Source organism: Helcobacillus massiliensis (assembly GCF_014191425.1).
Classification (GTDB): Bacteria; Actinomycetota; Actinomycetes; order Actinomycetales; family Dermabacteraceae; genus Helcobacillus; species Helcobacillus massiliensis.
Genome location: NZ_JACHWP010000001.1, coordinates 489,253 through 513,734, shown reverse-complemented (window position 1 = coordinate 513,734; position 24,482 = coordinate 489,253). Strand labels below are relative to the sequence as shown.

General features: G+C 67.2%; 24 protein-coding genes, 1 tRNA gene and 1 pseudogene. 10 read left to right on the top strand and 16 right to left on the bottom strand.

Features of this window, described 5'->3' with window-relative positions:
* Window positions 1-15 precede the first annotated feature (15 nt).
* From FHX50_RS02375 to FHX50_RS02355, 5 genes and pseudogenes are all read left to right on the top strand, one after another.
* A complete protein-coding gene (locus FHX50_RS02375; protein WP_081976557.1) occupies window positions 16-780 on the top strand; it encodes an ATP-binding cassette domain-containing protein in 765 nt (254 codons plus the stop codon).
* Window positions 777-2,225 (top strand): ABC-2 family transporter permease, encoded by a 1,449-nt coding sequence (locus tag FHX50_RS02370; RefSeq protein ID WP_183374083.1) that lies wholly within the window; start codon window positions 777-779, stop codon window positions 2,223-2,225. Before FHX50_RS02375 ends, FHX50_RS02370 begins: the two co-directional genes overlap by 4 nt.
* An 83-nt stretch (window positions 2,226-2,308) precedes the next feature.
* Window positions 2,309-2,521 (top strand): hypothetical protein, encoded by a 213-nt coding sequence (locus FHX50_RS02365; protein WP_183374081.1) that lies wholly within the window; start codon window positions 2,309-2,311, stop codon window positions 2,519-2,521.
* A gap of 236 nt (window positions 2,522-2,757) precedes the next feature.
* A complete protein-coding gene (locus FHX50_RS02360; protein WP_183374079.1) occupies window positions 2,758-3,186 on the top strand; it encodes a helix-turn-helix domain-containing protein in 429 nt (142 codons plus the stop codon).
* A gap of 146 nt (window positions 3,187-3,332) precedes the next feature.
* Window positions 3,333-3,677: pseudogene (locus FHX50_RS02355) on the top strand (helix-turn-helix domain-containing protein); the annotation flags it as partial.
* Here the strand turns inward: FHX50_RS02355 and FHX50_RS02350 are convergent.
* Entirely contained in the window at window positions 3,599-4,195 is a 597-nt protein-coding gene (locus tag FHX50_RS02350; RefSeq protein ID WP_343064026.1) for a TetR/AcrR family transcriptional regulator, read from the bottom strand. The pseudogene FHX50_RS02355 and the gene FHX50_RS02350 sit on opposite strands and share 79 nt — an antisense overlap.
* Window positions 4,196-4,254: 59 nt before the next feature.
* On the opposite strand from FHX50_RS02350, the gene FHX50_RS02345 reads away from it, so the two are divergent.
* Both FHX50_RS02345 and FHX50_RS02340 read left to right on the top strand, forming a co-directional pair.
* Window positions 4,255-5,358 (top strand): GNAT family N-acetyltransferase, encoded by a 1,104-nt coding sequence (locus FHX50_RS02345; protein ID WP_183374075.1) that lies wholly within the window; start codon window positions 4,255-4,257, stop codon window positions 5,356-5,358.
* 108 nt (window positions 5,359-5,466) lie between these two features.
* Window positions 5,467-6,885: an MFS transporter gene (locus FHX50_RS02340; protein WP_183374073.1), complete on the top strand. Its 1,419-nt coding sequence runs from the start codon at window positions 5,467-5,469 to the stop codon at window positions 6,883-6,885.
* 165 nt (window positions 6,886-7,050) lie between these two features.
* Here the strand turns inward: FHX50_RS02340 and FHX50_RS02335 are convergent, their stop codons facing one another.
* From FHX50_RS02335 to FHX50_RS02285, 11 genes are all read right to left on the bottom strand, one after another.
* Complete coding sequence (locus FHX50_RS02335; protein WP_183374071.1) at window positions 7,051-8,001, bottom strand: IS3 family transposase; 951 nt, start codon at window positions 7,999-8,001, stop codon at window positions 7,051-7,053.
* Entirely contained in the window at window positions 7,998-8,315 is a 318-nt protein-coding gene (locus FHX50_RS02330) for a transposase (RefSeq protein ID WP_010080477.1), read from the bottom strand. Before FHX50_RS02330 ends, FHX50_RS02335 begins: the two co-directional genes overlap by 4 nt.
* Window positions 8,316-8,335: 20 nt before the next feature.
* Window positions 8,336-8,896: a hypothetical protein gene (locus FHX50_RS02325; RefSeq protein WP_221187083.1), complete on the bottom strand. Its 561-nt coding sequence runs from the start codon at window positions 8,894-8,896 to the stop codon at window positions 8,336-8,338.
* A gap of 22 nt (window positions 8,897-8,918) precedes the next feature.
* A tRNA-Ala gene (locus FHX50_RS02320) sits at window positions 8,919-8,991 on the bottom strand.
* A 107-nt stretch (window positions 8,992-9,098) separates the two neighbouring features.
* On the bottom strand, window positions 9,099-9,782 hold the full coding sequence (locus FHX50_RS02315) for a histidine phosphatase family protein (RefSeq protein ID WP_183374069.1): 684 nt from the start codon (window positions 9,780-9,782) through the stop codon (window positions 9,099-9,101).
* The gene (rsfS, locus tag FHX50_RS02310; RefSeq protein WP_183374067.1) at window positions 9,782-10,162 is read right to left on the bottom strand and encodes a ribosome silencing factor; all 381 of its coding nucleotides are present in this window, start codon (window positions 10,160-10,162) and stop codon (window positions 9,782-9,784) included. Before rsfS ends, FHX50_RS02315 begins: the two co-directional genes overlap by 1 nt.
* The gene (locus tag FHX50_RS02305) at window positions 10,159-11,334 is read right to left on the bottom strand and encodes a hypothetical protein (RefSeq protein WP_183374065.1); all 1,176 of its coding nucleotides are present in this window, start codon (window positions 11,332-11,334) and stop codon (window positions 10,159-10,161) included. Before FHX50_RS02305 ends, rsfS begins: the two co-directional genes overlap by 4 nt.
* Window positions 11,324-11,935, bottom strand: coding sequence for a nicotinate-nucleotide adenylyltransferase (nadD, locus tag FHX50_RS02300; RefSeq protein WP_183374063.1), 612 nt, complete (start codon window positions 11,933-11,935; stop codon window positions 11,324-11,326). The genes FHX50_RS02305 and nadD overlap by 11 nt, the downstream gene beginning before the upstream one ends.
* Before the next feature lie 35 nt (window positions 11,936-11,970).
* On the bottom strand, window positions 11,971-12,186 hold the full coding sequence (locus FHX50_RS02295; protein WP_183374061.1) for a hypothetical protein: 216 nt from the start codon (window positions 12,184-12,186) through the stop codon (window positions 11,971-11,973).
* Between the two features lie 101 nt (window positions 12,187-12,287).
* On the bottom strand, window positions 12,288-13,205 hold the full coding sequence (locus FHX50_RS02290) for a thermonuclease family protein (protein ID WP_183374059.1): 918 nt from the start codon (window positions 13,203-13,205) through the stop codon (window positions 12,288-12,290).
* 85 nt (window positions 13,206-13,290) lie between these two features.
* Window positions 13,291-14,442 carry a thermonuclease family protein gene (locus tag FHX50_RS02285; RefSeq protein WP_183374057.1) on the bottom strand — a complete coding sequence of 384 codons (1,152 nt, stop codon included), beginning with the start codon at window positions 14,440-14,442 and terminating at the stop codon, window positions 13,291-13,293.
* A gap of 299 nt (window positions 14,443-14,741) precedes the next feature.
* Between FHX50_RS02285 and FHX50_RS02280 the strand changes: the two genes are divergently transcribed.
* On the top strand, window positions 14,742-15,656 hold the full coding sequence (locus FHX50_RS02280) for a ribokinase (RefSeq protein WP_343064025.1): 915 nt from the start codon (window positions 14,742-14,744) through the stop codon (window positions 15,654-15,656).
* Here the strand turns inward: FHX50_RS02280 and obgE are convergent, their stop codons facing one another.
* The 4 genes from obgE to FHX50_RS02260 all read right to left on the bottom strand — a co-directional run bounded on the left by obgE (window position 15,657) and on the right by FHX50_RS02260 (window position 21,402).
* A complete protein-coding gene (gene obgE, locus FHX50_RS02275; protein WP_183374053.1) occupies window positions 15,657-17,201 on the bottom strand; it encodes a GTPase ObgE in 1,545 nt (514 codons plus the stop codon).
* A gap of 134 nt (window positions 17,202-17,335) precedes the next feature.
* A complete protein-coding gene (gene rpmA, locus FHX50_RS02270; RefSeq protein WP_183374051.1) occupies window positions 17,336-17,590 on the bottom strand; it encodes a 50S ribosomal protein L27 in 255 nt (84 codons plus the stop codon).
* 36 nt (window positions 17,591-17,626) lie between these two features.
* The gene (gene rplU / locus FHX50_RS02265; protein WP_183374049.1) at window positions 17,627-17,935 is read right to left on the bottom strand and encodes a 50S ribosomal protein L21; all 309 of its coding nucleotides are present in this window, start codon (window positions 17,933-17,935) and stop codon (window positions 17,627-17,629) included.
* 254 nt (window positions 17,936-18,189) lie between these two features.
* Complete coding sequence (locus FHX50_RS02260) at window positions 18,190-21,402, bottom strand: Rne/Rng family ribonuclease (RefSeq protein ID WP_221187081.1); 3,213 nt, start codon at window positions 21,400-21,402, stop codon at window positions 18,190-18,192.
* A gap of 374 nt (window positions 21,403-21,776) precedes the next feature.
* Between FHX50_RS02260 and FHX50_RS02255 the strand changes: the two genes are divergently transcribed.
* Window positions 21,777-23,345: a cytochrome ubiquinol oxidase subunit I gene (locus tag FHX50_RS02255; protein ID WP_183374047.1), complete on the top strand. Its 1,569-nt coding sequence runs from the start codon at window positions 21,777-21,779 to the stop codon at window positions 23,343-23,345.
* Between the two features lie 18 nt (window positions 23,346-23,363).
* A complete protein-coding gene (gene cydB / locus FHX50_RS02250) occupies window positions 23,364-24,470 on the top strand; it encodes a cytochrome d ubiquinol oxidase subunit II (RefSeq protein ID WP_183374045.1) in 1,107 nt (368 codons plus the stop codon).
* Window positions 24,471-24,482: the final 12 nt, after the last annotated feature.

Sequence of the window (24,482 nt, the reverse complement as noted above, 5' to 3'; positions counted from 1 at the left end):
GAAAGGAGCCGCTGTATGACAGCCCAACCCGCACCCGCCCCGGCGCCGCAGCCGGCGATCCGCTGCACCGACGTGCGCCTGCAGCGCGGCGACACGGTCGTGCTCGACGGCCTCGACCTCCACGTCCAGGCCGGGCGCGTCCATGCGCTGCTCGGCCGCAACGGAGCCGGCAAGTCCACCACGTTCCGACTACTGCTCGGACTCATGCAGCCCGACTCGGGAACGATCGATGTCCTCGGCCAGCCCCCGGCGTCCGGTACCAAGAACCGGGCCGCACTGGAACGCATCGGCGCGAGCATCGACGGCCCCGCGATCTACACGCACCTGAGCGCGTTCGACAACCTCCTCGTGCACGCCCGGCTCACTGGGGTCGGACGGGCACGGATCGAGGAAGTGCTCGACATCGTCGGACTCGCCAGCACGGGCCGCAAGCGCGCCCGCCACTTCTCGATGGGCATGAAAGCCCGGCTCGCACTCGGCATCGCCATCCTCACCGAGCCGGACGTGCTGATCCTCGATGAGCCTCAGAACGGCCTGGACCCGCAGGGCATCGCCGAGCTGCGCCAACTGCTCCGCGACTACGCCGCCGCGGGCCGGACGGTCCTGGTCAGCTCCCATCAGCTCGGCGAGATCGTGCAGCTCGCCGATGACATCTCTGTCCTCGCCGACGGCGTCTGCCGCTACGAAGGACCCCTCGCAGACTTCGCTGCCCCAGGACGGTTGGAGGAAGAGTTCCTCAAACTGACCATGCTCAGCGCCACACAGCAGGAGGCGGCATGATGGGCGCGCTCACCCCTGCGATCCGGGCAGAAGCAGTCCGCGCGAGAGGGTCAGCGGCGGCCGCGCTTCCCTGGGTCGGGATCATCCTCGCCGGCATCAGCACTGCCGGCATCCTCATCACGCCCGAGAACCAGGAACGCGCGGCACTGCTGTGGCAGACCCTCTACGTCACCGGCATGGCCGCACCACTCATGACGCTCCTCGCCGGCCTCACCACCGCCCGCGAGACCACCGCCCGAGACGGCGGCACCCTCTGGAGAGCTACCAACCCGCGCACCATCCTCGTCGCGCGATTCATCGTCCTGGCCGGCCTCTCCGCCCTGTTCCACGCGCTCGCGTTCTGGCTCGTCATCCCGCTCTCCCTCGCCGCTGGAGCCCCGACCGACATCCCGCGCCTCCTGTGGGCCGGTCTCGCCTGCTGGGTCGCGACACTCGGCCTCCTCGCGCTCGCGTTCGTGCTCACCGAACGGTGGGGCACGATCCCCGTGTTCCTCGCCGCCTGGGTCTGGCAGGTCATCGGCGCTCTCGCCGCCGAGACGACCGCCTGGTTCGCGATCCCCCCGACCTGGGCCGTCCGAGCGATGCTCCCGATACTCGGAGCACACCAGAACGCCGAACCCCTCGCAGCCAGCGACCCGCTCGCCACCGAATCACCCGCCCTCGCGCTCACGCTCAGCGTCCTCCTGACCGTGCTCGTACTGGTTCTGCGGGTGCGGCTGCCGGGCACGCTTCGGGTGGAACGAGGCACGGACAGCCGACCGGTCGGACGCCGCAGCACCCGAGAAAGCGCCGTCGGAGCGATCCGTGCCATGATGCGCTCTCGCGCCGTCATGCCGCTGTGCGCTGCCGCGATCCTGCTCGCCGTCGCCACCGCCGCGATCTACCCGAACTCGTACCTGCTCGGGCTGCACACCTACGCAATGCTGCCCCTCGGCGCCTGCGTCATCGCCGTCCTCACCTGGCAGGCTGTCCTTCCGGGATGGCGGGTGCTCATCCTCCGCAAGGCCACAGTTCCCACCGCTGTGCAAGCCTGGCTGCTGCTCTGGGTCAGCTTCGTGTCCGTGGCGGTGACCGTCACCGCTCTCGCCAACGCCCTACGACGAGGCCACGGCGACGCCGCGTCCCTGCTCGCCATCACCCAATCCGGGGCGCTCTGGCTGATCCTCGGCATCGCCGGCACCCTCGGGGCGCTCTGGATCACCGTCCGCTTCGGCGCTGGGTGGGCGCTCGGCGCTGCGGTGATCCTGATCATCGTCGGCGTCACCCTCGGCGGCGACATCCTCGCCGACACCTGGCTCTGGATCCTCGGACCCACAGCATGGCCGCTCTCCGCCGACACCCCGCAACGATTCCTTGCCGCAGCGCTGATCGCCTCCGCGTTCGCCGTCCTCACCTGGCTCCTGAGCACACGCGCCATGCGCAACGCTCCCGCGAGAGCAGCATGACCCAGCACATCCGCGTGGTCTGGCTGGCGTCCGCACCGATGGCCGCTGCCGAAGCAGAGCACTGGTTCAGACAGCAGCAATGAGTGGCCGCACGACTCTCCCCGCCCTTGTCAGCCCGCACCCGCACCGTTCATCGCCCCATCGGGCCGGCTACCTATGACTGCGTGCGGCTTGTCGTGGTGCGCGATGGCACGTCGATCGTGTTCTCCGAGTTCGGCGAGCAGCCGGTTAGCTTCGGCGATGCGATCCTGCTCGGACCCCACGTGCTGTGCGGAATCGAACCGAAGGGCTACTGACCTTCACAACGATCTACGTCGACACCGACCTCGCGTTGGATCAGTTCTTCTGGCAATACTCCACGATCTTGCACGACCGATTAGACGCCCAAAGCTTTGCCGAGAAGGTGTACTCCGAGCCGGCGCAGGTGCTGCATCTGGGCCGGGATCGGGCGGGTCTGGTGCACATGCCGAGCAGGGAAGGCTCAATGGTTTGCTCGGCCTAGTCTTCGTCAACACCTGAGCCCCTTCGCCCCATGACACCCAGCCCGGAGCATGGTCGACGCCCGCAGTCGCGCCCTTCCGTCGACGAGGAGGCTGGTTCCCGTGCGGTACTCACTCACTTGTCAGTGGTGATGCAGACAGATTTGGCACATCCGTGGTCACTGGCGAAGTTGGCTGAGATCGCGCATCTGTCACCCTCGCGTCTGCGACAGTTGTTCGTCGAGATCTTCGGGATGCCGCCGATCGCGTGGCTGACGCTTCAACGGGTGAGAGCGATGGCTCGAACCATCAGCGCCACCGACGCAACCATCCGACAGGCAGCAGCCGAGGTCGGCTGGAGAAACCAGGCTCACGCAGCGAAGCAGTTCCGCAAGCTCACCGGGAGGTCACCGACCGAGTATCGGGCTGCGTACCGCGATCGAGGCGTGCGGACGTGCCCGTGGTGCGGTCATGTCTGTTAGCGCAATGCTGGCCACTGCGTTCATGTCGGCGGTTCATGGCTGTGAGGAGAAAGATGTGTTGGACTCACGGGTTGCGAAGCAGCAGGGCTGCCTGTGACGGGCGCGGTGTCACGCGGCGGCTACGACTGTAGGAGCGTGCGTTCACACAGCGGTTCCACATGCCGCTCATGCGGTACCTGGCCCATGTTCGGGCCCACGGGCTAACCGAGCTCCTGGTCGAGACTGATCTTCCAATCCGCGTCGCCATGACAAAAGTCGGGTGGCGCAGCCGTGGGCATGCCGCACGGCAGTTCACCGACGTCGTCGGGATCAGCCCGTCCGAATATCGGCGCACTGCGATTGTGGGCGCACTCTCACGGAGACCAGTCCGTGGCCATCAGCAACGCACGGCAGCCCCGAATCAAAAGCCCCCTCACGACAAGAGTGCCGTGATGCCGTCGGAGAGGATCTCCTGCGGGCTGATGTGGTGCGTCGCGTGGAGTCGCGCATAGGTAGGGGCTTGGTCAGGGTCGATGGCGACACGCTTCTCGTCAGATGCCATGGGGGCGGTCAGGGAGGCGCCGATCACCAGGTTGGACAATCGGTAGGCCGTTCCCAGCGGATCCGGGGTACCCGTTTGTTCGAGCAGGACGCACATCCGCTCGGAAAGGGCCAGGTACGCCGGGCCCCGGGGTGCGCGCATGCCAATGACCTGACCGGCCCACCGGTGGGTCGTGAGGTGCGCGAAGAAGGCATGCATCAGGGCGGGCAGGTCGGCGTTGCGGATCGACTCGGACATCACGGGATCGTCTGCAAGCGCTGTGTCGAGGGCGAGGTCGAACAGATCGTCGACTGATTCCACGCGGGAGTACAGGCTGGCTGGAGCGACACCCACCTGTTGCGCCACAGATCTCAGGGTGAGGGCCCTCAACCCACCTTCGTCCAGCAGCCTCACCGATGCCCTCGCAACCTCCACGATGTCCACTGCGCGGAGGCGTTGCACAGGTTTGCGGTGTTCCCAGTAGCTCACCCCACCAGCCTAACCAAACACGCTTCAGTTAGCTATCCATTCTATGTTAGGTTTAGCGCATGTTGGATGCCACCACCCTTCCGATCACCTTTGAGGACACTCGCCTACGCCCCCTCTCTGAGCTGGACGCAGACGCGTATGCGGCCGGCACCAAGGATGAGGCTGTGCGGCGCTTCGGCCACCTTCCTGAGCCCGACTACACCCCCGAGTCTGTGCGACGGATGATCCGTGAAGAGGTCGCGGCAGGTCTGTCGTCGGGTACCTTGGCAGTCCTTGCACTTGCCGACGCCGAGACGGACCGGTTTGTGGGTTCCTTGGTGCTCTTCGACGTCAGCTCTGAGGCTGCCGAGGTCGGGTTCTGGATTCATCCGGATGCGCGGGGAGCAGGGCACGCTCGTCGGGGCCTGGAGTTGGCATCGCGCTTCGCACACAGCAGTGGACTGCGAACCTTGACGGCACGCACACTTCCGGAGAACGAAGCCTCTCAGCGGTGCTTGACGAACGCAGGGTTCCGTGAGGTCGAGCGGCGCGTCGGGACCACGCCCGCAGGACAGCACCAGGAGTTGTTTCATTACCGGCGCGATCTCGTGCTCAGCGCCCAGTGGCCGTTGGCGACGGAGCGGCTTCGGCTCCGTCTGCATGAGACAGGCGATGCCGAATGGCTTCACGAGCTGTACTCGCGACCTGACGTTGCCCGCTACCTGTTGGATGAGCCGTGGACCGCGGAAGTCACCCGCGACAAGCTCGCCGAGCGCCTGAGCAAGACCGGCCTCGATGGCGAGACTAGCGCGCTTGCGCTGGTCATCGAGCATGGCGGCGTCCCGATCGGGGACGTCCTGCTGTGGCTGACCGACAAGGAGCGCCGCGTCGCGGAAATCGGCTGGGTACTCCATCCAGCCCATGGCGGCCATGGTTTCGCGCGCGAGGCGGTCGCCGAGGTCCTTCGCATTGCTTTCGAGCACCACCGACTGCACCGCGTGGTCGCTCAGATGGATGCCCGCAATAGGCCCTCAGCGAGGCTCGCCTCTGCCGTGGGCATGCGGCAGGAGGCCCACCTGCGTCAGGACTGGTGGAACAAGGGCGAATGGACCGACACGCTCATCTTTGCCTCTCTCCTGGACGACCCTCGTCCGCCGGTCCTCGACGTGAATCGACCCACGTAACGAGATAAGCGCTACGCAGAACGATGCTGCGGCGGGGGCTGCTTCTTGGCCGTCTCGGCAGTCATGACATGCCGTCTTCCTGCACGCGGAAAAGGGACCCACGATCGGATGACCTCACGAAACACCGCCGCGGCAGATGCTGCGGTTCGGCCCGACGGGCGCTGGCTGGTGCTGACAGCGGTCTCACTTGGGCTGCTGCTGGCAACGCTCGACACTTCGATCCTGTACATCGCAGTCCCACCGTTGACTGTGGATCTGGGTGCGTCCACGAGTGAGTCGCTCTGGATCATCAACACGTACCCGTTGGTGATGACTGGGCTGCTCTTGGGAACCGGGACTCTCGGCGATCGGTATGGCCATAAGCGAGTTTTCCAGTATGGAATCGTCTTGTTTGGAGTGGCGTCGCTGGTTGCGGCCTTCTCACCGAGCCCCGGTGTGTTGATCTTCGCGCGAGGGCTTTTGGCAGTGGGAGCGGCGCTCATGCTTCCCGCAACTCTGGCGATCATCAGAGTCACGTTTGGTGATGAGAAGGAACGGAACTTCGCTATCGCCGTGTGGTCAAGTGTGTCGATCGGCGGGATCGCGTTCGGGCCGCTTGTGGGCGGACTGCTCTTGGAGTGGTTCTGGTGGGGCTCTGTGTTTCTGATCAATGTGCCCATCGTGATCGCCACCTTTGTGCTGACGGGGCTCTATGCGCCAAAGGCTCAGGAGTTGGGGGCGGTGCCCTGGGACTTGCTCTCGTCGCTGCTCGCGCTCGCTGGTCTGACCGGGATGGTTGCTGCGATCAAGGAGGTCACGCTGCCGGATGCGTCCGCGGTCCTGCTTGTTGGCGCGATTCTGGTCTCCGCGGTGAGCTTTACTCTGTTCGCCCGGCGACAAGCACGGCTGAAGACACCGCTCCTGGACTTCCGCATCTTCAGTAACCGCGGCGTGTCCGCGGGAGTGGTGGCGGCCGGGCTGAGCACCTTCGTTTTCGCCGGGGTCGGAGCCGTGACCTCTCAGCACTTCCAAACGGCCGAGGGATACTCACCGCTACACAGTGGGCTCTTGGTGGGGTGTATCGCTGTCGGAGCGACAGTCACATCGCTGCTGAGTGGTTCGCTGCTCTCCCGCATCGGCCCACGCCCGATGTTGCTTGGCGGGGCAGGTCTTGCTGCCGTTGGCTACGCGACCGGGGTACTCGTCCTCCCGGTGAGCCTCGGGGTATTCGCAATCGCCCTTGTCGCAGCTGGGGCTGGCATCGGTGTCCTGATCACGGTGGCTTCTTCCACCATCATCACCAACGTTTCCCCGGAACGTGCCGGTATGGCATCCGGAGTCGAAGAGGTCGCCTACGAATTCGGCAGCTTGCTGTCAGTCACCATCCTCGGAAGCGCCTACGCTTCTGTGGCCCTCACTCCCCTCGGCACTGAGTCAAGCTACCGAACCATTCTGCTGATGGGGGTCACCGCTGCGGTACTCGGACTCATCAGCATCGCTTGGCTTCTCCCTTCCCGCGCCTCAGCGGTCGCCGGGAACGGGCATTGAGCGAGCCGGATCTTGGCTCAGGCACCGCGGCCGTTCCCTCAAGGCCGCTCCAGGGAGAGCCAGCGGATCTCCGCTGGACCCGCTTTACGAGAAGAGGTCATCGTGGCGATGAACGCGATGGAGCATGACCTGTCCCGGCCGTGGTCGCTGCGTGATTGTCCCGCGTCAAGTAGTTGGCAGGATTTCCTTGGTTTTGAATGTCGGGGTGGTGGGGTCGGCCAGGCCCAGGTGCACCTCCTTGGGCCGGTTCCATGAGATGGCCTCGTGGGGCCGGAGCTCGTTGTACTCGATCCGGTAGTCCTCGGCCCGCTCGGCGAGCACGATCGCGTCGTCAATCTCGTCCAGGTAGAGCTGTTCGTACTTCAGCGTGCCGAAGCCGCGTTCACGGGACCCGTTCTGCCCCGGGGTCTTCACTCGGGTGCGCACGTGGTGTAGCTCGGGGTGGGCGGCGATGAAGGACTCGAAGCGGAAGGACCGGAACGGCCCGCCGTTGTCCGTCACGATGGTCACCACGGGCAACAGCTCACCGGTCTCGGGATCGACCGGGCAGGCCTCGACCAGCGGGTGACCGAACATGGCCTCGTAGTCGGCCAGGGCCAACTCGATCGCGTCGATCGCGTCGTGCTGGTTCCCGGTGGGCGAAACGTGGAAGGGGTGCTCGTACTTGGACCAGTAGTCCCGGCACCCGGCCAGCCGCCAGGTCCCTCCGGTGGTGGTCTCGAACTCGCTGAAGTCCAGCTGCCAGACTTGGTTCGGGCCGGAGGGCTCGGTGGCGAACGCGGCCTTGCGCCGCTCGGCCAGCTTCCGTCGCTCCCGTTGGTACTGCGCGGGCAGAATCAGCCCCTCGTCGCGCAGGATCCGCAGCACGGTCGCCTCGGAAACCACATGCCCGTCGTGGCGGACCATTGCCCAGATCTTCCGATGCCCCCACGCCGGATGGGCCAGCGCGTGCTTGACCACCAGTTCCCTGGCGGCCTGCCGTCCCGGTTGCGGCCACGGTCCCTTCACCGCCGTCCCGGTGCGGGCCTTGGCCTGCCAGCGGCGCCAGGTCCGCTCGGGCATGTCGAAGAGCTGGCAGAACCTCGCGGTCGACATGCCCGCTTCCACGCGGATCACCTCGAGGTCCTCGAAGGGCCCAGCCGGCCCTCCGCGGACTTCTTCCACACCCTGGCTTCCAGGTGTGCCTCGCCCAAGGCCTGGGTCAGCTCGGCGACCTCGGCCTCCAACTGTTCCTCTCGGGAGGATGGTCCGGACCTGCCGGCCACCAGGGCGGTCTTGCCGGCTTCCAGGAACTCGGCCTTCCACCGTCCGATGGACTGCTCACTGACTTTCTCCTTGCGTGCCGCTTCGGCGATGGACATCTCGCCGGCCAGCACGCTCAGCACTATCCGGGTCTTCTTCTCCGCCGGAATCGAGGGTGGTCTACCCATGTCTGACTCTCCTTCAGGACCTACATAACGGCCCTGCCACTAAGTCTGACGCGCGTCACACCTACCAGCGCAACTCCCTGACCCAGACCCAGGCTGAGCATGTCCGGAAGGTCCTCAACGACGTGTTCGACCAGCTCGAAGGATCCAGCGAGGACGAACGCAAGCTCCTGACCGTCCAGCGCGACAAGCTCGAAGCCGAACGCCTCAAACTCGTCCAAGCTCACTACGCCGACGCGATCCCACTCGACCTCCTCAAAAGCGAACAAGACCGCATCCGTGCCAGCCTCGACCAGATCACCACCCGGCTCGACAACCTCACCGACACCTACGCCGAGGCCCGAACAGGCTTGGACCAGCTCACCGAACTCCTGGTCGACCTCGACGAGCTCTATAACAAGTGCGAACCAGCTGAACGACGCATCCTCAACCGCGCCCTGTTCACCCGCATCACCATCGACGACGAAGAGGACGCCACCTACACCCCCGAGCAGACCACCGCCAGCGTCCTCACCCACACCAGCATCGATGCCCCGGCGCACGTCACCGCAGAAACAAAACTGCCCCGCCATCAGGCGGGGCAAGTTTCGATTTTCTCATCTTACGTGGAGGTAAGGGGATTCGAACCCCTGACCTTCTGCATGCCATGCAGACGCGCTACCAACTGCGCCATACCCCCGAGAGGAAATATTCTCTTTTTCCTGTCCCGCTGTCGCGAGGACCCCTCTAGATTACACACGTTCCGTGGCCGGGTGAAATCCAGTCGTCAGGAGTGTGACGCCTCCCTCAGAGCCTGCTGCCTTCGGGCGTGCGGGCCCGTTCGGTGGTGGCGGGACCGACCTTTGCGGGCACGCTCGGCGGCAGGTTGTGCGCCACGATCCGCATCCAGCCGGTGGGCGGCCCGGCGGTGGCGTACGTCAGTTCGGTGCGGTGGCAGTTGGCCAGTCCCCCGATGCCGCGGAACCCGTCGGCCTCGAGGCCGAGCATGGCGGTGATGCCGAGGGTGATCGCGGCGCCGTGGGAGACGACCACGGAGGTCTGGTGGGCGGGGGTGTCCGCCATGATGTCGCGGCAGGCGGCCACGAAGCGCTCTGCGACGGTGTCACGCTCCTCGACTCCGACCCCGTGGACCGCACATCCGCCGCGCCAGTCGCGGAACTTCTCCGGCCAGCGCTGCGAGATCTCCTCGCGGGTGAGTCCCTCCCACTGTCCGAAGCTGCGCTCCAGCAGGCGGGGGTCGTTCTCCACGTCGATGCCGAGGCGGTCGCCGATCTCCAGCGCGGTCTCGTGGGCGCGCAGCAGCGGGGACGCCCAGATCCGGTGCACGCGCGCATGCCCGGCGAGGGCTTCGCCGACGGAGCGGGCCTGGGCGTGGCCGGTGTCGTTCATCGGGATGTCGACCTGGCCCTGCAGGCGGCCCTCCACGTTGTGTTCGGTCTGCCCGTGTCGCACGAGGATGAGGGAGCCCATCAGTGGTGGGCGGGGCGACCGTCGTCGAGCTGGAGGTCGATGACGGGGGCGTCGCGCCAGAGCCGGTCGAGCGCGTAGAACTCGCGGTCTTCGGCGTGCTGAACGTGCACCACGATGTCGGTGAAGTCCATGAGGATCCAACGGGCGTCGCTCTCGCCTTCGCGGCGCTTGAGCTTGTAGCCGGCCTTGTGCATGTCCTGTTCGATCCCGTTGCACACGGCGGACACCTGGCGCTCGGAGTCGGCGGAGGCGATGACAAAGATGTCGGTGATGGCGAGCTGCTCGGAGACGTCGAGGGCGATGACGTTCTCGGCGAGTCGATCGGTGGCGGCCTGCCCGGCGACGCGGGCCATGTCGATGGATTCCTGAGGGATGCTCACAGGGAAGAGACTCCAATGCGTGGGGGTGAGAGGTCAGCGATGGTGGCGGTCAGGCTGGTGGTGGGGCCAACGGGGGCCGCACCGGACTGCAGGATCCCGGGGCCGATCAGGCCGAACAGGACCAGCAGCACAATGGCGAGCAGAACGAGTGCGATGACGCCCCAGGTGATCCAGGCTCCGACACCGGCGGTGGAACGGGTGGGCTTGTTCAGCACAGTGCCTTCGAAGCGGGGCGCGGGCCGCGGATCCGGCGCGTCCTCCGGGGGCAGCTCACCGAATTCGACGCCGTCGTGGTCGCGGTCCGCATCGGCGGCGCGGTCCCGGCTGAGCTCCGCCGTCGCGGTGCCGGCAGCAAGCGCCGTGGAGCCGAGAGCGGCGGCCACGGTGCCGATGGAGCGCTGGTCATCGGCATCGACATGAGCCGCTGCACCGCCGTCCACGTCGGTGTCCGCATCGTCCACCTCGGCGTCGGCATCAGCCGGGACGACGTCGTCCTCGTCCCCATCAGACTCGTCGTCGGCGTCCATGCCGTCAGCGACAGTGCCATCGGCGACGCTGGCGTCAGCGTCCTCACCGGCCTCGTCGGGGAGCTCGTCATCGACCACCAGCGGGTCAGAGGCCAGGGCGTCCTCGGCAGCCTCATCGGCTTCCTCGACGTCCGCGGTCTCGTCCGCATCAGCGGAGTCCTCCGCGTCGGCGGGCTCTCCCGCGCCGGCGAGGTCGACCTCGTCGGCTGTCTCCTCCTCGCCGGAGAGCTTCTCGGCGTCAGTGGGCTCTTCGGCGTCCTCGTAGTTCAGTGCGGGATCCTCCACACCGAGCTCCAGATCAGCCGGGCCGTTCTCCGCGACCGGGACATCCGAGGGGTCGAAGACGACCGGCTTGAACTCGATGGTGATCTCGCGGCCGTCCACGGTCTCGGTGACACGGTGCGGATCGAACCCGTCGGCCGCGTCCTCCTGCACATCGGGCGCCGCTTCCTCCACCCGCAGCGCGGAGGCGGGCAGGAGCCCATCGCGCTCCGGCTTCGGGGAGTCCGCGGGCGGAATCTCCATCACGGGACGGAAGGCGAACAGGGACAGTGTGATGGTCCCTCCGCGACGACGTGCGGAGCCTCCCTCGGCCGCGCGGGCTCGGCGGCCGCGGCGGCCGGTCACGCTGTTCTCAGGAGCCATTGCCACTGCTTTCTGTGTAGAGGGCGTACTTGTTGATGTACTGGACCACCCCATCGGGTACGAGGTACCAGACGGGCTCGCCGCTCGCGACACGCGTGCGGCAGTCGGTGGAGCTGATCGCCATGGCGGGAACCTCGATGAGGGTCACCTTGTCGGCCGGCAGTCCACCGAGCTCCAGATCATGTCCGGGGCGCGTCACGCCGACGAAATGCGCGAGGTCGAAGATCTCGTCGTAGTTCTTCCACGTGAGGATGTTGGTGAGGGCATCCGCTCCGGTGATGAAGAACAGGTCGTCATCGGGGAACTGCTTGCGCAGGTCGCGCAGGGTGTCGATGGTGTAGGTGCGGCCCGGCCGGTCGATGTCCACGCGGGACACGGTGAACACGGGATTCGCGGCGGTCGCGACCACGGTCATCAGGTAGCGGTGCTCCGGATCGGAGATCCGGTCGTCCTCCTTCTGCCAGGGGCGACCGGTGGGGACGAAGATGACCTCGTCGAGCCCGAACACGCTCTGCACTTCCGAAGCGGCCACAAGGTGGCCGTGGTGAATGGGGTCGAACGTTCCGCCCATCACGCCGAGTCGTCTGCGCGTGCGCTCCATCGTCAGTTCACTGCTCCTGCGGGACCGTCCTGGGGTCAGCGGCGACGGCGCTGGTGCTCGCGGTGGGTGCGCTCCAGCTCTGCGACGGTGCGGCGGCCCTCCGACGGCTGCTGGCGCAGGCCGGAGAACAGGTAGGTGATGCCCAGCAGGGACATCAGAATGATGAATGCGCCGATCCCGATGACAGCGGGGTGCACACCGCCATGGGACGCCTCGGCCTCGGAGGCTGCCAGCAGAACCTGATCCAGCATCGAATCACCTTTCACGGAGGGGTCTGAACGCTCAGAGGAGAGCTCGGTCCATTGTTTCACATCCGGAGGCAAAGCCCCACGCAGCGGGGCCGTCGTCACGCTCAGGGCTGATCGTCCGCTCCCCCGCCGTCCGAGGCCTGATCCGCCTTCTCCCATTCGGAGCGGCGCTTCTCGTTCTCCTTGTCCGCGGCGCGGCGCTTCTCCTCCGTCTCCTTCGCCTCCTTCAGGCGGTCGATCTTCACATCTGCGCTGCGCAGGGAGGACTTCAGCGCATCGCGCTGCGCCTTCACATAGTCGTGGGTGGAGGTGGAGCTGAGGGCGTGCAGCCCCAGGTCCTGCAGGCCCTGCCCGGACAGCTGCTCTGTGAACGCCGCTGCGGACTTCCGCTTCGCAGCGGCGTCCTCCAGAGCCGTCGGCACATCCACCCCCGGGCCCGGCTGCTGCACAGCGTCGATCTGCTTCTTCTGCTCCGCCGCCTGTGCTTCCAGCGAGCACGGCACCGTTGGGTCGAACAGGCCGCGCTTGTTCTTCATAGCGCTGTTCTGTCCGTCGAGGACCTTCTGGTAGAACCGCTTGTTCTCCTTCACCCCGGCCGCGGTGGCGAGGCCCTCCTTGGCGATGTCCTGATTGATGGAGACGTCATCGACCTGGACCAGCGCCTGCAGGTGACCGGCGGAGTTCTTGCGCTCGTGATCGAACACGAGATCCACCTCGGTGCCGCTCGGCAGACGCTTCGCCAGGTATTGGGCGGATTCGTTCGCCAGGCACTGCTGGGGCTGGTCACCGGTCGCGATATCGGGCGCGTTCACATTGATCAGATCCACTGCTGTGCCCTTGCCGTCGATATCGACGATGACCGTGTCCCCGTCCTGCACCCCCACCACCGTGGCCCTCTGGGTGTCGGATCGGACATAGGAGTTGTAGACCCACAGCCCGCCGAGCACCAGCATCGCTGTGCCCGCCATGAGCAGGACGGCGTACAGCAGCGATGTCAGCCGTGTGCGTGCAGACTGTTCCACAGTGGGATCCTTTCGCCGGGAGCTCAGGCAGGGGCCTCGGAGGACTGGGGATCAGTCTAGAGACCCGCGGGCCGCGCCGCGCTGGTCAGCGGCACTTCCGGAAGGTCTTGCCGCCCGGCATCCCGTAGCGCTTGCCGGTGTAACCGCCGTCGGCACCGTAGGGGATCTCAGGCCCGTAGGGCACGCACGAGGACTTCCCGGACTTCGTCGGCTTGTTCTGCTTCGGCTTCGGCTTCTCCTGCTTCGGTGAACGTCTCGGCTTCTCGGTCGACGGCGCCTCTCGCTTCGGCTGCTGCTGCGCAGGGGCCGACGGCTTCGACTCCTTCGGTCGGGTCGGCTCCTCCTTCGCCGGTCGAGGCGTCTGAACCGCGGGCCTCTTCGGAGCGCTCTGCGCGGCGGACTTCTCATCGACAGTTCGCGCCTCAGAAGAGCGAGCCTGCTCAGCGCGGCGCACCTGCTCACGTTTGTCGAAATCCGCCCTCACGGCGCGAAGACGGCCGGTGGCCTTCTGGTGCTCGTCGCTGATCAGTGCGTGCTGTGCGTCGCGGTAGCCGCTCAGCGAGTCAGCGGCGTAGATGCCGAGACCGAGGGCGACCAGGTTGCCGCCGGGCGCCACGGCGCTGACCAGCGTCTCGGCGGAGCTGAGGATGTCGTCGGCTCCGGCCGGAGCGGCGGCGGGCGAAGCAGCAGTCGGTGCAGCGGGCGGGATCTGAGAGAGCGACGCCTGCGCCGCCTGCACCTGAACCGGCAGCGAGCACTCGACCATGGGATCGAACAGACCGCGCTTGCCCTCCTCCGCTTCCTTCTGGCCGGCACGGACCGTGCTGAAGAACTGGGTGTTCGGCTCATAGCTGACCGCGACGCCAAGACCCTGTTCGGCGATCTCGCGATTGATGAGGGAGCCGCCCACGGACACGGCCGCGAGGGTGCGCCCGTAGCGGTCGGTGCGCTCTTCGTCGTACTCGAGCTCGACCTCGGTTCCGGCGGGCAGACGCTGCGCCAGCCATTCAGCAGCCTCCGGGCCCATGCATTGGACCGGCTTGTTCGGATCCTTGGTCTCCGGAGTGTCGACGTTGAGGAGGCGGACAGTCGTCTCCTCCCCCGCAATGGACATGATCACGGTGTCCCCGTCGATCACACTGATGACAGTGCCGGTGCGGTCTGAGCCGCCGCGGGTGAGTTCGAGCGCGCCGGCGACCCCCATGCCGAACAGCAGTGCCCCGAGGAGAGTCAGCACGAGCACTGTGCGCCGCCGGCGTGGGCGGGGCGATGCTGAGGCAGCTGGCCTGCCGGCACATGCTCCTGCGGCAGCGGGCTCCGGCAGCTCCCAGCTCTGCCCGTCGTGTGTTCGGTCCTGCACCATCGCGGTCCCCCATCTGATCCTGAGCCGCCTCTGCTCGCGGCATCCTCACCGAAGAGTAAGTCAGCGCCCAGCCTGCATCCAGAGAAAGATCAGGAGGTGTCCAACGTCACGCCGATGCGCCGCCCCGTACGATGGAATCCGACCCGCCCCTTCTGCCGGCCTGGAGGCCCACCGTGACCACCCGCTCCCCCGTCGTCACCGTCGTCGGTTCGATCAACGCCGATCTGTCCGCTGTGGTGCAGCGCCACCCCTCCCCCGGTGAGACCCTCCACGGGACCGGCGGCGAGATCACGCCGGGCGGCAAGGGTGCGAACCAGGCAGTCGCCGCGGCGAAGCTCGGCGGCACCGTGCGGATGGTGGGAGCCGTCGGCACCGACGCAAACAGCGAACCTGCCCTGTTGGAGCTGCGCGCCGCCGGGGTCGACCTGACGGCGGTGGATGAGGTGCCCGGCCCAACAGGGCTGGCGATCATCACGGTGGACGCCGCCGGAGAGAACACGATCATCGTGGTTCCCGGGGCGAACGGCGCGATGGACGCGGCCCGGGTCACCGCCGCCCGCGCCGCTGTCGAGGGCGCCGCCGTGGTGATCAGCCAGGGCGAGATCCCACGCGATGGCATTGAGGCGATCCCCGGCCTCGTACCGACGGATGCGCGCTTCCTGCTCAACCCGGCACCGGTGCTGAACCTGGAGCGCTCCGTGGTCCTCGCCGCGGATCCGCTGGTGGTCAACGAACATGAGGCGCAGCTCGTGGCGGACCAGTTCGGCATCGCCTCATCCGGCGCCACCGCCGCGTGCACCGCGCTGCTCACCGCGGGCGTCCGGTCGATCGTGCTGACGCTCGGGGCGGACGGCGCCGTCGTGATGGAGCACGGCAGCGACAGCGTCAGCATCCCCGCCGTCACGGTCACCGCGGTCGACACCACCGGCGCAGGCGACGCGTTCATCGGCGCACTCGCGCTGAAGCTGGCCGACGGGGATCCACTCGTGGACGCTGCTCGCTTCGCGGCTCGGGTCGGCGCCTACGCGGTCACAGGACGCGGAGCGCAGACGTCGTACCCGTCGGCCGGTGACGATCTGCCCGCCTGATCAGTCGTCCTTCGACGGGTCCGCCCATTTGCCGGAGCGTCGCTCCTCGTCCATCGCTGCAATGCGCCCCAGGCGCTCCTGAGTCCGCACCCGCTTCACCTCGCGCTTCTCGGCACGGGTAGGACGGCTGGACTCCTCGAAGCGCAGGTCGGTTCCGCGGGCACCGAGGTGCTCGGCTCCGCCCAGCATCGTCGGCTCCCAGTCGAACACGATCGCGTCCTCGCCGGGGCCGATGACGACCGTGTCGCCGGCCTTCGCCCCCACCTTGAACAGTTCGTCCTCGACACCGAGGTTGTTGAGGCGATCGGCGAGGAAGCCGACGGCTTCGTCGTTGGAGAACTGGGTCTGGCGCACCCACCGCTCGGGCTTGTCGCCCACGATCCGGAAGGCGTAGTGCCCAGCGTACTGCTCCTTCTCGATCGTGAAGTCCTTCTCCTTGCGTCCTCGCATCCGCGGCTTCAGCGTGACGACCTCACGCTCCTCGTCCTCGGGTTCCGGGACGGCCGCACGGGCCTTCTCCACCATAGAACCGAGCGCCAGTGCCAGTTCCCTCAGGCCCTTGTGGGACACGGCGGACACCTGGAAGATCGGCATCCCCGTCTTCTCCAGCTCGCCCATCACCATCTCGGACATGTCCACGCCGTCCGGCAGGTCCGTCTTGTTGAGGACGATGACACCGGGGCGCTCCATCAGCGGCGGCATCCCCTCAACAGCGCTCTCCTTGTCCAGGGAGGCGGCGTACTGCCGCAGTTCGTTCTCGATGGTTCGGAAGTCATCAACAGGATTGCGGTCCGACTCCATCGACGCCGCATCCAGCACATGCACCAGCACGTGGCAGCGCTCGATGTGCCGCAGGAACGCCAGGCCCAGGCCCTTGCCCTCGGACGCGCCGGGGATCAGGCCCGGGACATCCGCCATCGTGAAGCGGAACTGCTGCTCCTGCACCACACCGAGATTCGGCTGCAGCGTGGTGAACGGGTAGTCCGCGATCTTCGGACGGGCGGAGCTCATCGCAGCGATCAGCGAGGACTTCCCGGCCGACGGGTACCCGACGAGGGCGACGTCCGCGATGGACTTCAGCTCGAGCACAAGCGTGCGCTCCTCACCGGGCTCGCCCAGCAGTGCGAACCCGGGGGCCTTGCGCTTCGCCGACGCGAGCGAGGTGTTGCCGAGACCGCCCTTGCCGCCGCGGGCCGCGACGAAGCGGGTGCCCACGCCGACGAGGTCGGCGATGAGCTCGCCGTCGCGGGTCTTCAGCACGGTGCCGTCGGGGATGCGCAGCACCAGGTCCTCACCGTTCCTGCCCTCGCGGTTGTCGCCCTTGCCGAAGCCGCCCGATTCAGCGCGGCGATGCGGCAGGTGGTGGAAGTCCATGAGGGTGGTGATGTTGCGGTCCACTTCGAGGATCACGTCACCGCCGTTGCCGCCGTCGGCACCGTCCGGGCCGCCCAGGGGCTTGAACTTCTCGCGGCGGATGGAGGCGGCACCGTCACCGCCGTCACCGCCGGTGACGTGGATGACTGCTCGGTCGATGAAGGTCGCCATGGATCTCCCCTAAGTGCCTGGTTGCGTGTGCGTTCAGTGTAGGCGGGCGCTCAGAGGACGCCCGCACAGAAGAAGCGAGGAGCGGGATTGAAACCCGCTCCTCGCTTCGGATGCTTTTCGGTCGCGTGTGCCGATCAGGCAGAGGCGACGACGCTGACGACCTTGCGGTCGCGCTGACGGCCGAACTCGACGGTGCCCGCGGTGAGCGCGAACAGCGTGTCGTCCTTGCCCTTGCCCACACCGCTGCCGGGGTGGAACTTGGTGCCGCGCTGGCGGACGAGGATCTCGCCTGCGAGCACGTCCTGGCCGCCGAAGCGCTTCACGCCGAGGCGCTGTGCGTTCGAGTCGCGGCCGTTCTTGGATGAGCTGACGCCCTTCTTCGATGCCATGAGTCAGTTACCTTCTCTCGATTATCGGATCGCCGATCAGGCGATCTTCGTGACCTTGAGCCGGGTCAGTTCCTGACGGTGGCCCTGGCGCTTCTTGTAGCCGGTCTTGTTCTTGTAACGGAGGATGCGGATCTTCGGACCGCGGAGGTCCTCAACGATCTCGGCAGTGACCTTCACGTTGGCGAGGTCGTCCTTGGAGGAGGTGACCTTGTCGCCGTCAACGAGGAGGACCGGAGCGAATTCAACGCTGTCGCCCGCCTCGCCTGCAACGCGGTTGATCACGATGGTGTCACCGACCGACACCTTCTCCTGACGACCGCCTGCGCGGACGATTGCGTACACCACGTCTCTACTCTTTCCTACTTGCTGACACAAAGCTGTTGTGGCCTGGCATCTCAGACCGCAAGCCCCCGCCCAGAGGGCTCAGGACGAGCCGGAACTCGGGCGGAGATCGGGAGATGCGCACACCTGGTGCTGGAAAAGCACCGGCGTACAGAATACGAGAGCGCACACAGGCCGGTCAACAGAACACGCACCCCCATGGGGCTCAGAGCACATCCGAGCCCGGTGGCTTTGGTCACGTCGGCCGGCCGGCGACGTCAGTCCTCCTCGGCCGTGAGGTCCAGTGCACTCTGCGGGTCATCCTGAGCCGACGGGGCCTGCTCCGGCTCACCCTCCTGGTCGAGGCTGATGACCTGGCCGTCCACCGTCACCTCCGGGTGATGGTGATCGTCCTTCGCGGTCGCGGCCGCGATCGAGGCGATCGTGGCGCGGGCGAGGTCGCGCGACTTCTGGTCCTGCTCCAGGACCTGGACGTCGCTGCTGTTCTTCTGGTCCACGATCTCCTGCACGGCGTCACGAGCGCGCTCAGCTGCGGCTTCGCGCTTGGCGTCCGCATCGGCAAGGGCCTGCTCAGCGTCGGCCTCCGTCGGCGCGCTCTGCTTGGAGCCGCGACCACCGTTGCCGTTCGCACTGCCGCCGGAGTCACGACCACCGCGCTTGCCGCGCCCGCGGCGCCCACGACGGTTGGAGTCGTCCTCGAACGCGGGAGCCTCCTGGTGCTGGTGACCGTCGAGGTCGATGATCACGCCGCGGCCGTTGCAGCTGTCACAGGTCGAGGAGAAGGTCTCCACGAGGCCGGCGCCCACCCGCTTACGGGTCATCTGCACGAGGCCGAGGGAGGTCACCTCCGCCACCTGGTGCTTGGTGCGGTCACGGGAGAGGCATTCGATGAGGCGGCGCATGACGAGGTCGCGGTTGGATTCGAGCACCATGTCGATGAAGTCGATGACGATGATGCCGCCGGTGTCGCGCAGACGCAGCTGACGGACGATCTCCTCCGCCGCCTCCAGGTTGTTCTTGGTGACGGTCTCCTCCAGCGAGCCGCCGGCACCGCCGGTGAACTTGCCGGTGTTGACGTCCACCACGGTCATGGCCTCGGTGCGGTCGATGACGAGCGAACCACCGGAGGGCAGGTAGACCTTGCGGTCCATCGCCTTCATCAGCTGCTCGTCCACGCGGTGCTTGGCGAACGAGTCGCGGTCACCGACGTGCTTGGTGACGCGGTCCAGCAGGTCCGGCGCCACGTTGGAGAGGTACTCGTGCACCTCCTGGTACACGCTCTCACCCTCGACGATCAGCGAGGTGAAGTCTTCGTTGAAGATGTCGCGGACCACGCGGATCGCCAGGTCCGGTTCGGTGGACAGCGCAGCCGGGGCGTTCTTCGACTTGCGGGTCTTCTCGATCTTCTCCCACTGCTTCTGCAGACGCTCGACGTCCCGCGTCAGCTCCTCATCCGTTGCGCCCTCAGCGGCAGTGCGGACGATCACGCCCGCGTCCTTCGGCACGATGGTCTTCAGCAGCTTCTTCAGGCGGGCGCGCTCGTTCTCCGGCAGCTTGCGGGAGATGCCGGTCATGGAACCGCCCGGCACGAACACCAGGTAGCGGCCCGGCAGGGAGATCTGCGAGGTCAGGCGGGCGCCCTTGTGGCCGATCGGGTCCTTGGTGACCTGCACCAGCACAGGGTCGCCCGGCTTGAGGGCCAGTTCGATGCGGCGCGGCTGACCGTCGAGTCCAGCGGCGTCCCAGTTGACCTCACCGGCGTACAGCACGGCGTTGCGGCCCTTGCCGATGTCGATGAAGGCGGCCTCCATCGACGGCAGCACGTTCTGCACCTTGCCGATGTACACGTTGCCGACCATCGAGGTCTGCGACTTCTGCGCCACGTAGTGCTCCACGAGGATGTTGTCCTCGAGCACGGCGATCTGGGTGCGGCCCGGGCGCTCGCGCACGATCATGGAGCGCTTGACGGACTCGCGGCGGGCCAGGAACTCCGCCTCGGTGATGGAGTGGCGGCGACGGCCGGACTCACGGCCCTCGCGGCGGCGCTGGCGCTTCGCCTCCAGGCGGGTCGAGCCCTTGACGGCTCGAACCTCGTCGCGGGCTTCGCGCACGCGCACCACCGTGTTCGGCGGATCGTCCGACTCCGGCTCACCGCTGGAACCCGAGGAGCGGCGACGGCGACGACGGCGACGGCTGCTCGAGGGCTGCTCCTCCTCCGAGGAGTCGTCATCGTCGCTGTCGTCGTCATCCGAGGACTGGTCGTCTCCGGAGCTGCGCTGATCATCGTCACCGCGGCCCCGGCCGCGCCGACCACGGCCCCCGCGGCGGCGACGGCGGCGGGACGAGGAGCGCGAGCCCTCCGAATCGTCGTCATCGGAGTCGTCGGAGTCACCGTCGTTGACGTCGTCATCGTCCTCATCGGCCTCGTCACGGCTGCGCTGCGCCTGCTCGGCGCGGCGACGACGCGACTCTTCGCGACGACGCTCCGCCTCTGCGCGGGCGGCCTCGAGGTCGGGGGCGTCGAAGCTCAGAGCGGAGCTGATCTCCACGCCGTTCGCATCGAACTGCGGCTCATCGTCCTGGTCCTCGTCGCTCGGCGTCGGTGCCTGGAAGAGGAGGTTCGCGAAGTCGGCGGTGTCGGCGGCGGCGCGGCGCTGACGCTTCGGCTCCGGAGCGGACTCGCGCAGGGCCTGCAGGTCATCGGCCACACCCTGATTGCGCTCGCCCTGATCGCGGTCGTTCTGGTCGCGCGGGGCGTCTGCGGCCTCAGCGGGCGCGTCCTCGGTGCGGTCGTCGCTGGAGGATCGGTGCGAGCGGCGACGCGAGCTGCGCTCAGAGCCATCAGCGCTCTCCGAGCGGCGGCTGCGGCGGCGAGGGCTCGGCTCCTCCTGCTGGTCGCTCTGGCTGCTGGGGTCGTTCTGATCGGAATCGGCCGACGGGGTCGAATCATCAGCCTCGCTGCTGCGGCGGGAACGGCGACGGCTGCGCGCGGTGCGGCGGTCCTCCTCGGCGCGCTCCGCACGCTCTGCGCGGCGAGAACCGGCGCGCTTCGGCTCAGCGGCGAGCACCTCAGCGGCGTCCTTCGGAGCTTCCTTCGGCGCATCCGTCGATGCACCCTTCGTATCCTTCGCCGACGTGCGGGCGCTGGTGCTGCTCTTCTCCGCCTTCGCCGGGGAGGCGGCGCGGGTGCGCGTGGCGGGGCCGTCGGCCGGGGCGGCCGAGTCCGCTGGCGCGGAGGCGGCAGCGGCGCGGCGGCGCTGGCGGAAGTTCACGGGTGCCGCATCGGACACGACGCTGGAGGCGGCGGGAGCGGCGGCAGTGGTGCGGGGGCTCGAGTCCTGGTCAGGGGCGGGGCTGCTCACCTGAGGCGCGCCGGCTGCGCTGCCGGCTGCTCGGCGACGGCGTCGGGGCGGAACGCTCGAGACGCTGGTCGACGAGGGTTCATCAGTGTGCGGGTGTGCATCAGCCATGGGGCTGCTCCTTTTCGGCGGAACCACCGCACCGTGGCCCGTTCAGGTCATCGTCCCCTGGGGGACGGAAGTCAATCATTCCCTCGCGCTGCTCCGCGGAAGCGGAGCGCTGCGGTGCTGACCTGCAAGCTTCACGGCCTGGTTCGGCGGAGCGCTCAGCCAACGGAGGGTGCCGGATGCTCGGTGCGGAGCACGTCGGCGTTCGCGCCCCAGTATCGCACACTGCTCCTGCGGGGAGCGGAGCGAACCGCCGCTCGACCCCATCGCATCGCACTGCGGGACGGACCAGGACCTTAGCCCTATCGGTCCCAAGCCGGGAGCACTACCCTGAGACCGTCCCCTCACCCATTCCTTCAGATTGCAAAGGACGCAGCATGGAGGCTCTTGATTTCGCACGGTGGCAGTTCGGCATCACAACCGTCTACCACTTCATCTTCGTCCCCCTCACCATCGGCCTCTCCCTCCTCGTCGCGATCATGCAGACCGTCGCCTACACGTCGAAGGATCCGGTCAAGGCTGACTCGTGGACCCGACTCACCAAATTCTTCGGCTCCATGCTGATCGTCAACTTCGGCATCGGCATCGCCACCGGCATCGTGCAGGAGTTCCAGTTCGGCATGAACTGGTCGGAGTACTCCCGCTTCGTCGGCGACATCTTCGGCGCGCCACTGGCCCTGGAGGGCCTGATCGCCTTCTTCATGGAGTCGACCTTCCTGGGCCTGTGGATCTTCGGTTGGAACCGCATGTCGAAGAAGGTCCACCTGCTGACGATCTGGCTGGTCGCCCTCGGCACCACCGCGTCCGCGTACTTCATCATCGCGGCGAACTCCTTCATGCAGCACCCCGTCGGCGCTCAGTTCAACCCGACCACCGGCCGCGCTGAGCTCGACCCGGAGGCCGGCGGCATCTTCGCCGTCCTCGCCAACCCGACCACCCTTGCCGCATTCCCGCATGTGATCGCGGGCGCCTGGCTGGTCGCCGCCGCATTCGTCACCGGCATCGCCGCCTTCCACATGGTGCGCCACCACAACCGCGCCCAGGAGCTCGAGGCCGACACCGCTGCCGCCCAGGAGCACACCCACCTCGCCCGCGAGGTGTTCCGCCCCGCGGTCCGCTTCGGCACCCTCGCCATGGTCATCTCCGCACTGCTGATCTTCGTGTCCGGCGATGTTCAGGCCAAGCTCATGTTCCAGCAGCAGCCGATGAAGATGGCGTCCGCTGAGGCGATCTGCGAGGACCAGGAGGGCGTGCCGTTCTCCATCCTGACCGTCGGCGGCCCGGAGGCGTTCAAGCAGAACTGCTCCGACGTCACGCACCTCATCGAGATCCCGTACGTCACCTCCATCCTGGCGACCAACAACCCCAACGCTGAGCTGCGGGGCGTGGAGAGCCTGCAGAAGGAGTACAAGGAGAAGTTCGGTGACACGGTCGTCAACGCCGCCGGCGAGACCGTCGAGGCCAACTACCGTCCGAACCTGTTCGTCACCTACTGGTCCTTCCGCCTCATGATGGGCTTCGCCGTCTTCTCCGGCATCCTCGCCGTCTGGGCATGGTGGGTCACCCGCGGCAAGGGCGAGATGCGCCGCACCACCGGCTCGAAGTGGTTCGCCCGCTTCGCAGTGCTCGCCATCCCGATGCCGTTCCTGGCGAACTCCGCCGGCTGGGTGTTCACCGAAATGGGCCGCCAGCCCTGGGTGGTGCACCCCTCCCCCACCGGTGACCCGATGGTGCGCATGATGACCATGCAGGGCGTCTCCGGACACCCCGACTGGATCGTCATCCTCACTCTCGTCGGCTTCACCCTCATCTACGGCGCCCTTGCGGTGGTCTGGTACTACCTGATGCACAAGGCCGCGGTGAAGGGCGTCTCCGCCCCGCAGCGCGTCACCGCCGACGACGGCGCCAAGCAGCTCGACACCCCGACCATCAGCTTCGGCTACTGAGGCACAAGGAGACTCATCATGGATGCAACATTCCTCCAGATCCTCTGGTTCGCGCTGATCGCGGTGTTGTTCCTGGGCTACTTCGTCCTCGAAGGCTTCGACTTCGGGGTCGGCATGAACGTGTTCCCGCTCGGCAAGGGCGATGAGCGCCGCAAGAAGCAGATCCTGCGCACCATCGGCCCCGTGTGGGACGGCAACGAGGTGTGGCTGCTGGTGGGCGGCGGCGCCATGTTCGCCGCCTTCCCGGAGTGGTACGCCACTCTGTTCTCCGGCGCCTACCTCGCCCTGTTCGTCATCCTGCTCGCGCTCATCGTGCGCGTGTGCGCCTTCAAGTACCGCGACAAGGTGGACAGCCCCACCTGGAAGAAGGCGTGGGACTGGATGCACTTCATCGGCGGCTTCGGCCCCGCCCTCCTGTGGGGCGTCGCCTTCGCCAACATCGTGCGCGGCTTTGAGATGGAGGCGAATGCCGGAGGCAACTCCGTCATCACCACCACCCTGCTGGGCCTGCTGAACCCGTTCGGCATCCTCGGCGGCCTCACCTTCGTGCTGCTGTTCTGGCTGCACGGCACCCTGTACCTGGCCCTGCGCACCACGGGCGACCTCCGCGAGGACGCCAACCGGCTCGCCGGCCGCATCGCGATCCCCACGATCGTGGTCGCCGCCGTGTTCGTGGTGTGGGCCCAGATCGCCTACTCCCACACCTGGTGGACCTGGATCCCGCTGGTGATCGCGGCGCTCGCCCTGATCGCCGTGGTGCCGCTCAACCGTGCTCGTCGTGAGGGCGCCGCGTTCGGCGCCACCTCCCTGGCGATCGCGATGGCGACCATCCAGCTGTTCGGCGGCCTGTTCCCGTACGTGCTGCCCGCGGTCAACGACGACGCCCTGTCGCTGACGGTGACCAACGCGTCCAGCACGGAGTACACCCTGACGGTCATGACCATTGCTACGGTGGTGCTCCTGCCGATCGTCCTCGCCTACCAGGCCTGGAGCTACTGGGTCTTCCGTCACCGCGTGACCGGTGAGGACACCCCGGCTCCCGGTTCCGGCATCGTCGGCCGTGTGCGCGATGAGTACCGCGCCGCGTTCGACACGGATGATCACCGCACCGAGACCGCCCGCTGACTTCGGTCAGCT

Coding starts and splice junctions, on each gene's coding strand:
- obgE (WP_183374053.1), bottom strand. CDS start 17,201: ATGGCGACCTTCATCGACCGAGCAGTCATCCACGTCACCGGCGGTGAC.
- FHX50_RS02305 (WP_183374065.1), bottom strand. CDS start 11,334: ATGGCTCCTGAGAACAGCGTGACCGGCCGCCGCGGCCGCCGAGCCCGC.
- FHX50_RS02375 (WP_081976557.1), top strand. CDS start 16: ATGACAGCCCAACCCGCACCCGCCCCGGCGCCGCAGCCGGCGATCCGC.
- FHX50_RS02370 (WP_183374083.1), top strand. CDS start 777: ATGATGGGCGCGCTCACCCCTGCGATCCGGGCAGAAGCAGTCCGCGCG.
- nadD (WP_183374063.1), bottom strand. CDS start 11,935: ATGGAGCGCACGCGCAGACGACTCGGCGTGATGGGCGGAACGTTCGAC.
- FHX50_RS02260 (WP_221187081.1), bottom strand. CDS start 21,402: ATGGCTGATGCACACCCGCACACTGATGAACCCTCGTCGACCAGCGTC.
- FHX50_RS02360 (WP_183374079.1), top strand. CDS start 2,758: ATGACACCCAGCCCGGAGCATGGTCGACGCCCGCAGTCGCGCCCTTCC.
- FHX50_RS02295 (WP_183374061.1), bottom strand. CDS start 12,186: ATGCTGGATCAGGTTCTGCTGGCAGCCTCCGAGGCCGAGGCGTCCCAT.
- FHX50_RS02255 (WP_183374047.1), top strand. CDS start 21,777: ATGGAGGCTCTTGATTTCGCACGGTGGCAGTTCGGCATCACAACCGTC.
- cydB (WP_183374045.1), top strand. CDS start 23,364: ATGGATGCAACATTCCTCCAGATCCTCTGGTTCGCGCTGATCGCGGTG.
- FHX50_RS02330 (WP_010080477.1), bottom strand. CDS start 8,315: ATGGGTAGACCACCCTCGATTCCGGCGGAGAAGAAGACCCGGATAGTG.
- FHX50_RS02340 (WP_183374073.1), top strand. CDS start 5,467: ATGACCTCACGAAACACCGCCGCGGCAGATGCTGCGGTTCGGCCCGAC.
- FHX50_RS02315 (WP_183374069.1), bottom strand. CDS start 9,782: ATGGGCTCCCTCATCCTCGTGCGACACGGGCAGACCGAACACAACGTG.
- rpmA (WP_183374051.1), bottom strand. CDS start 17,590: ATGGCATCGAAGAAGGGCGTCAGCTCATCCAAGAACGGCCGCGACTCG.
- FHX50_RS02345 (WP_183374075.1), top strand. CDS start 4,255: ATGTTGGATGCCACCACCCTTCCGATCACCTTTGAGGACACTCGCCTA.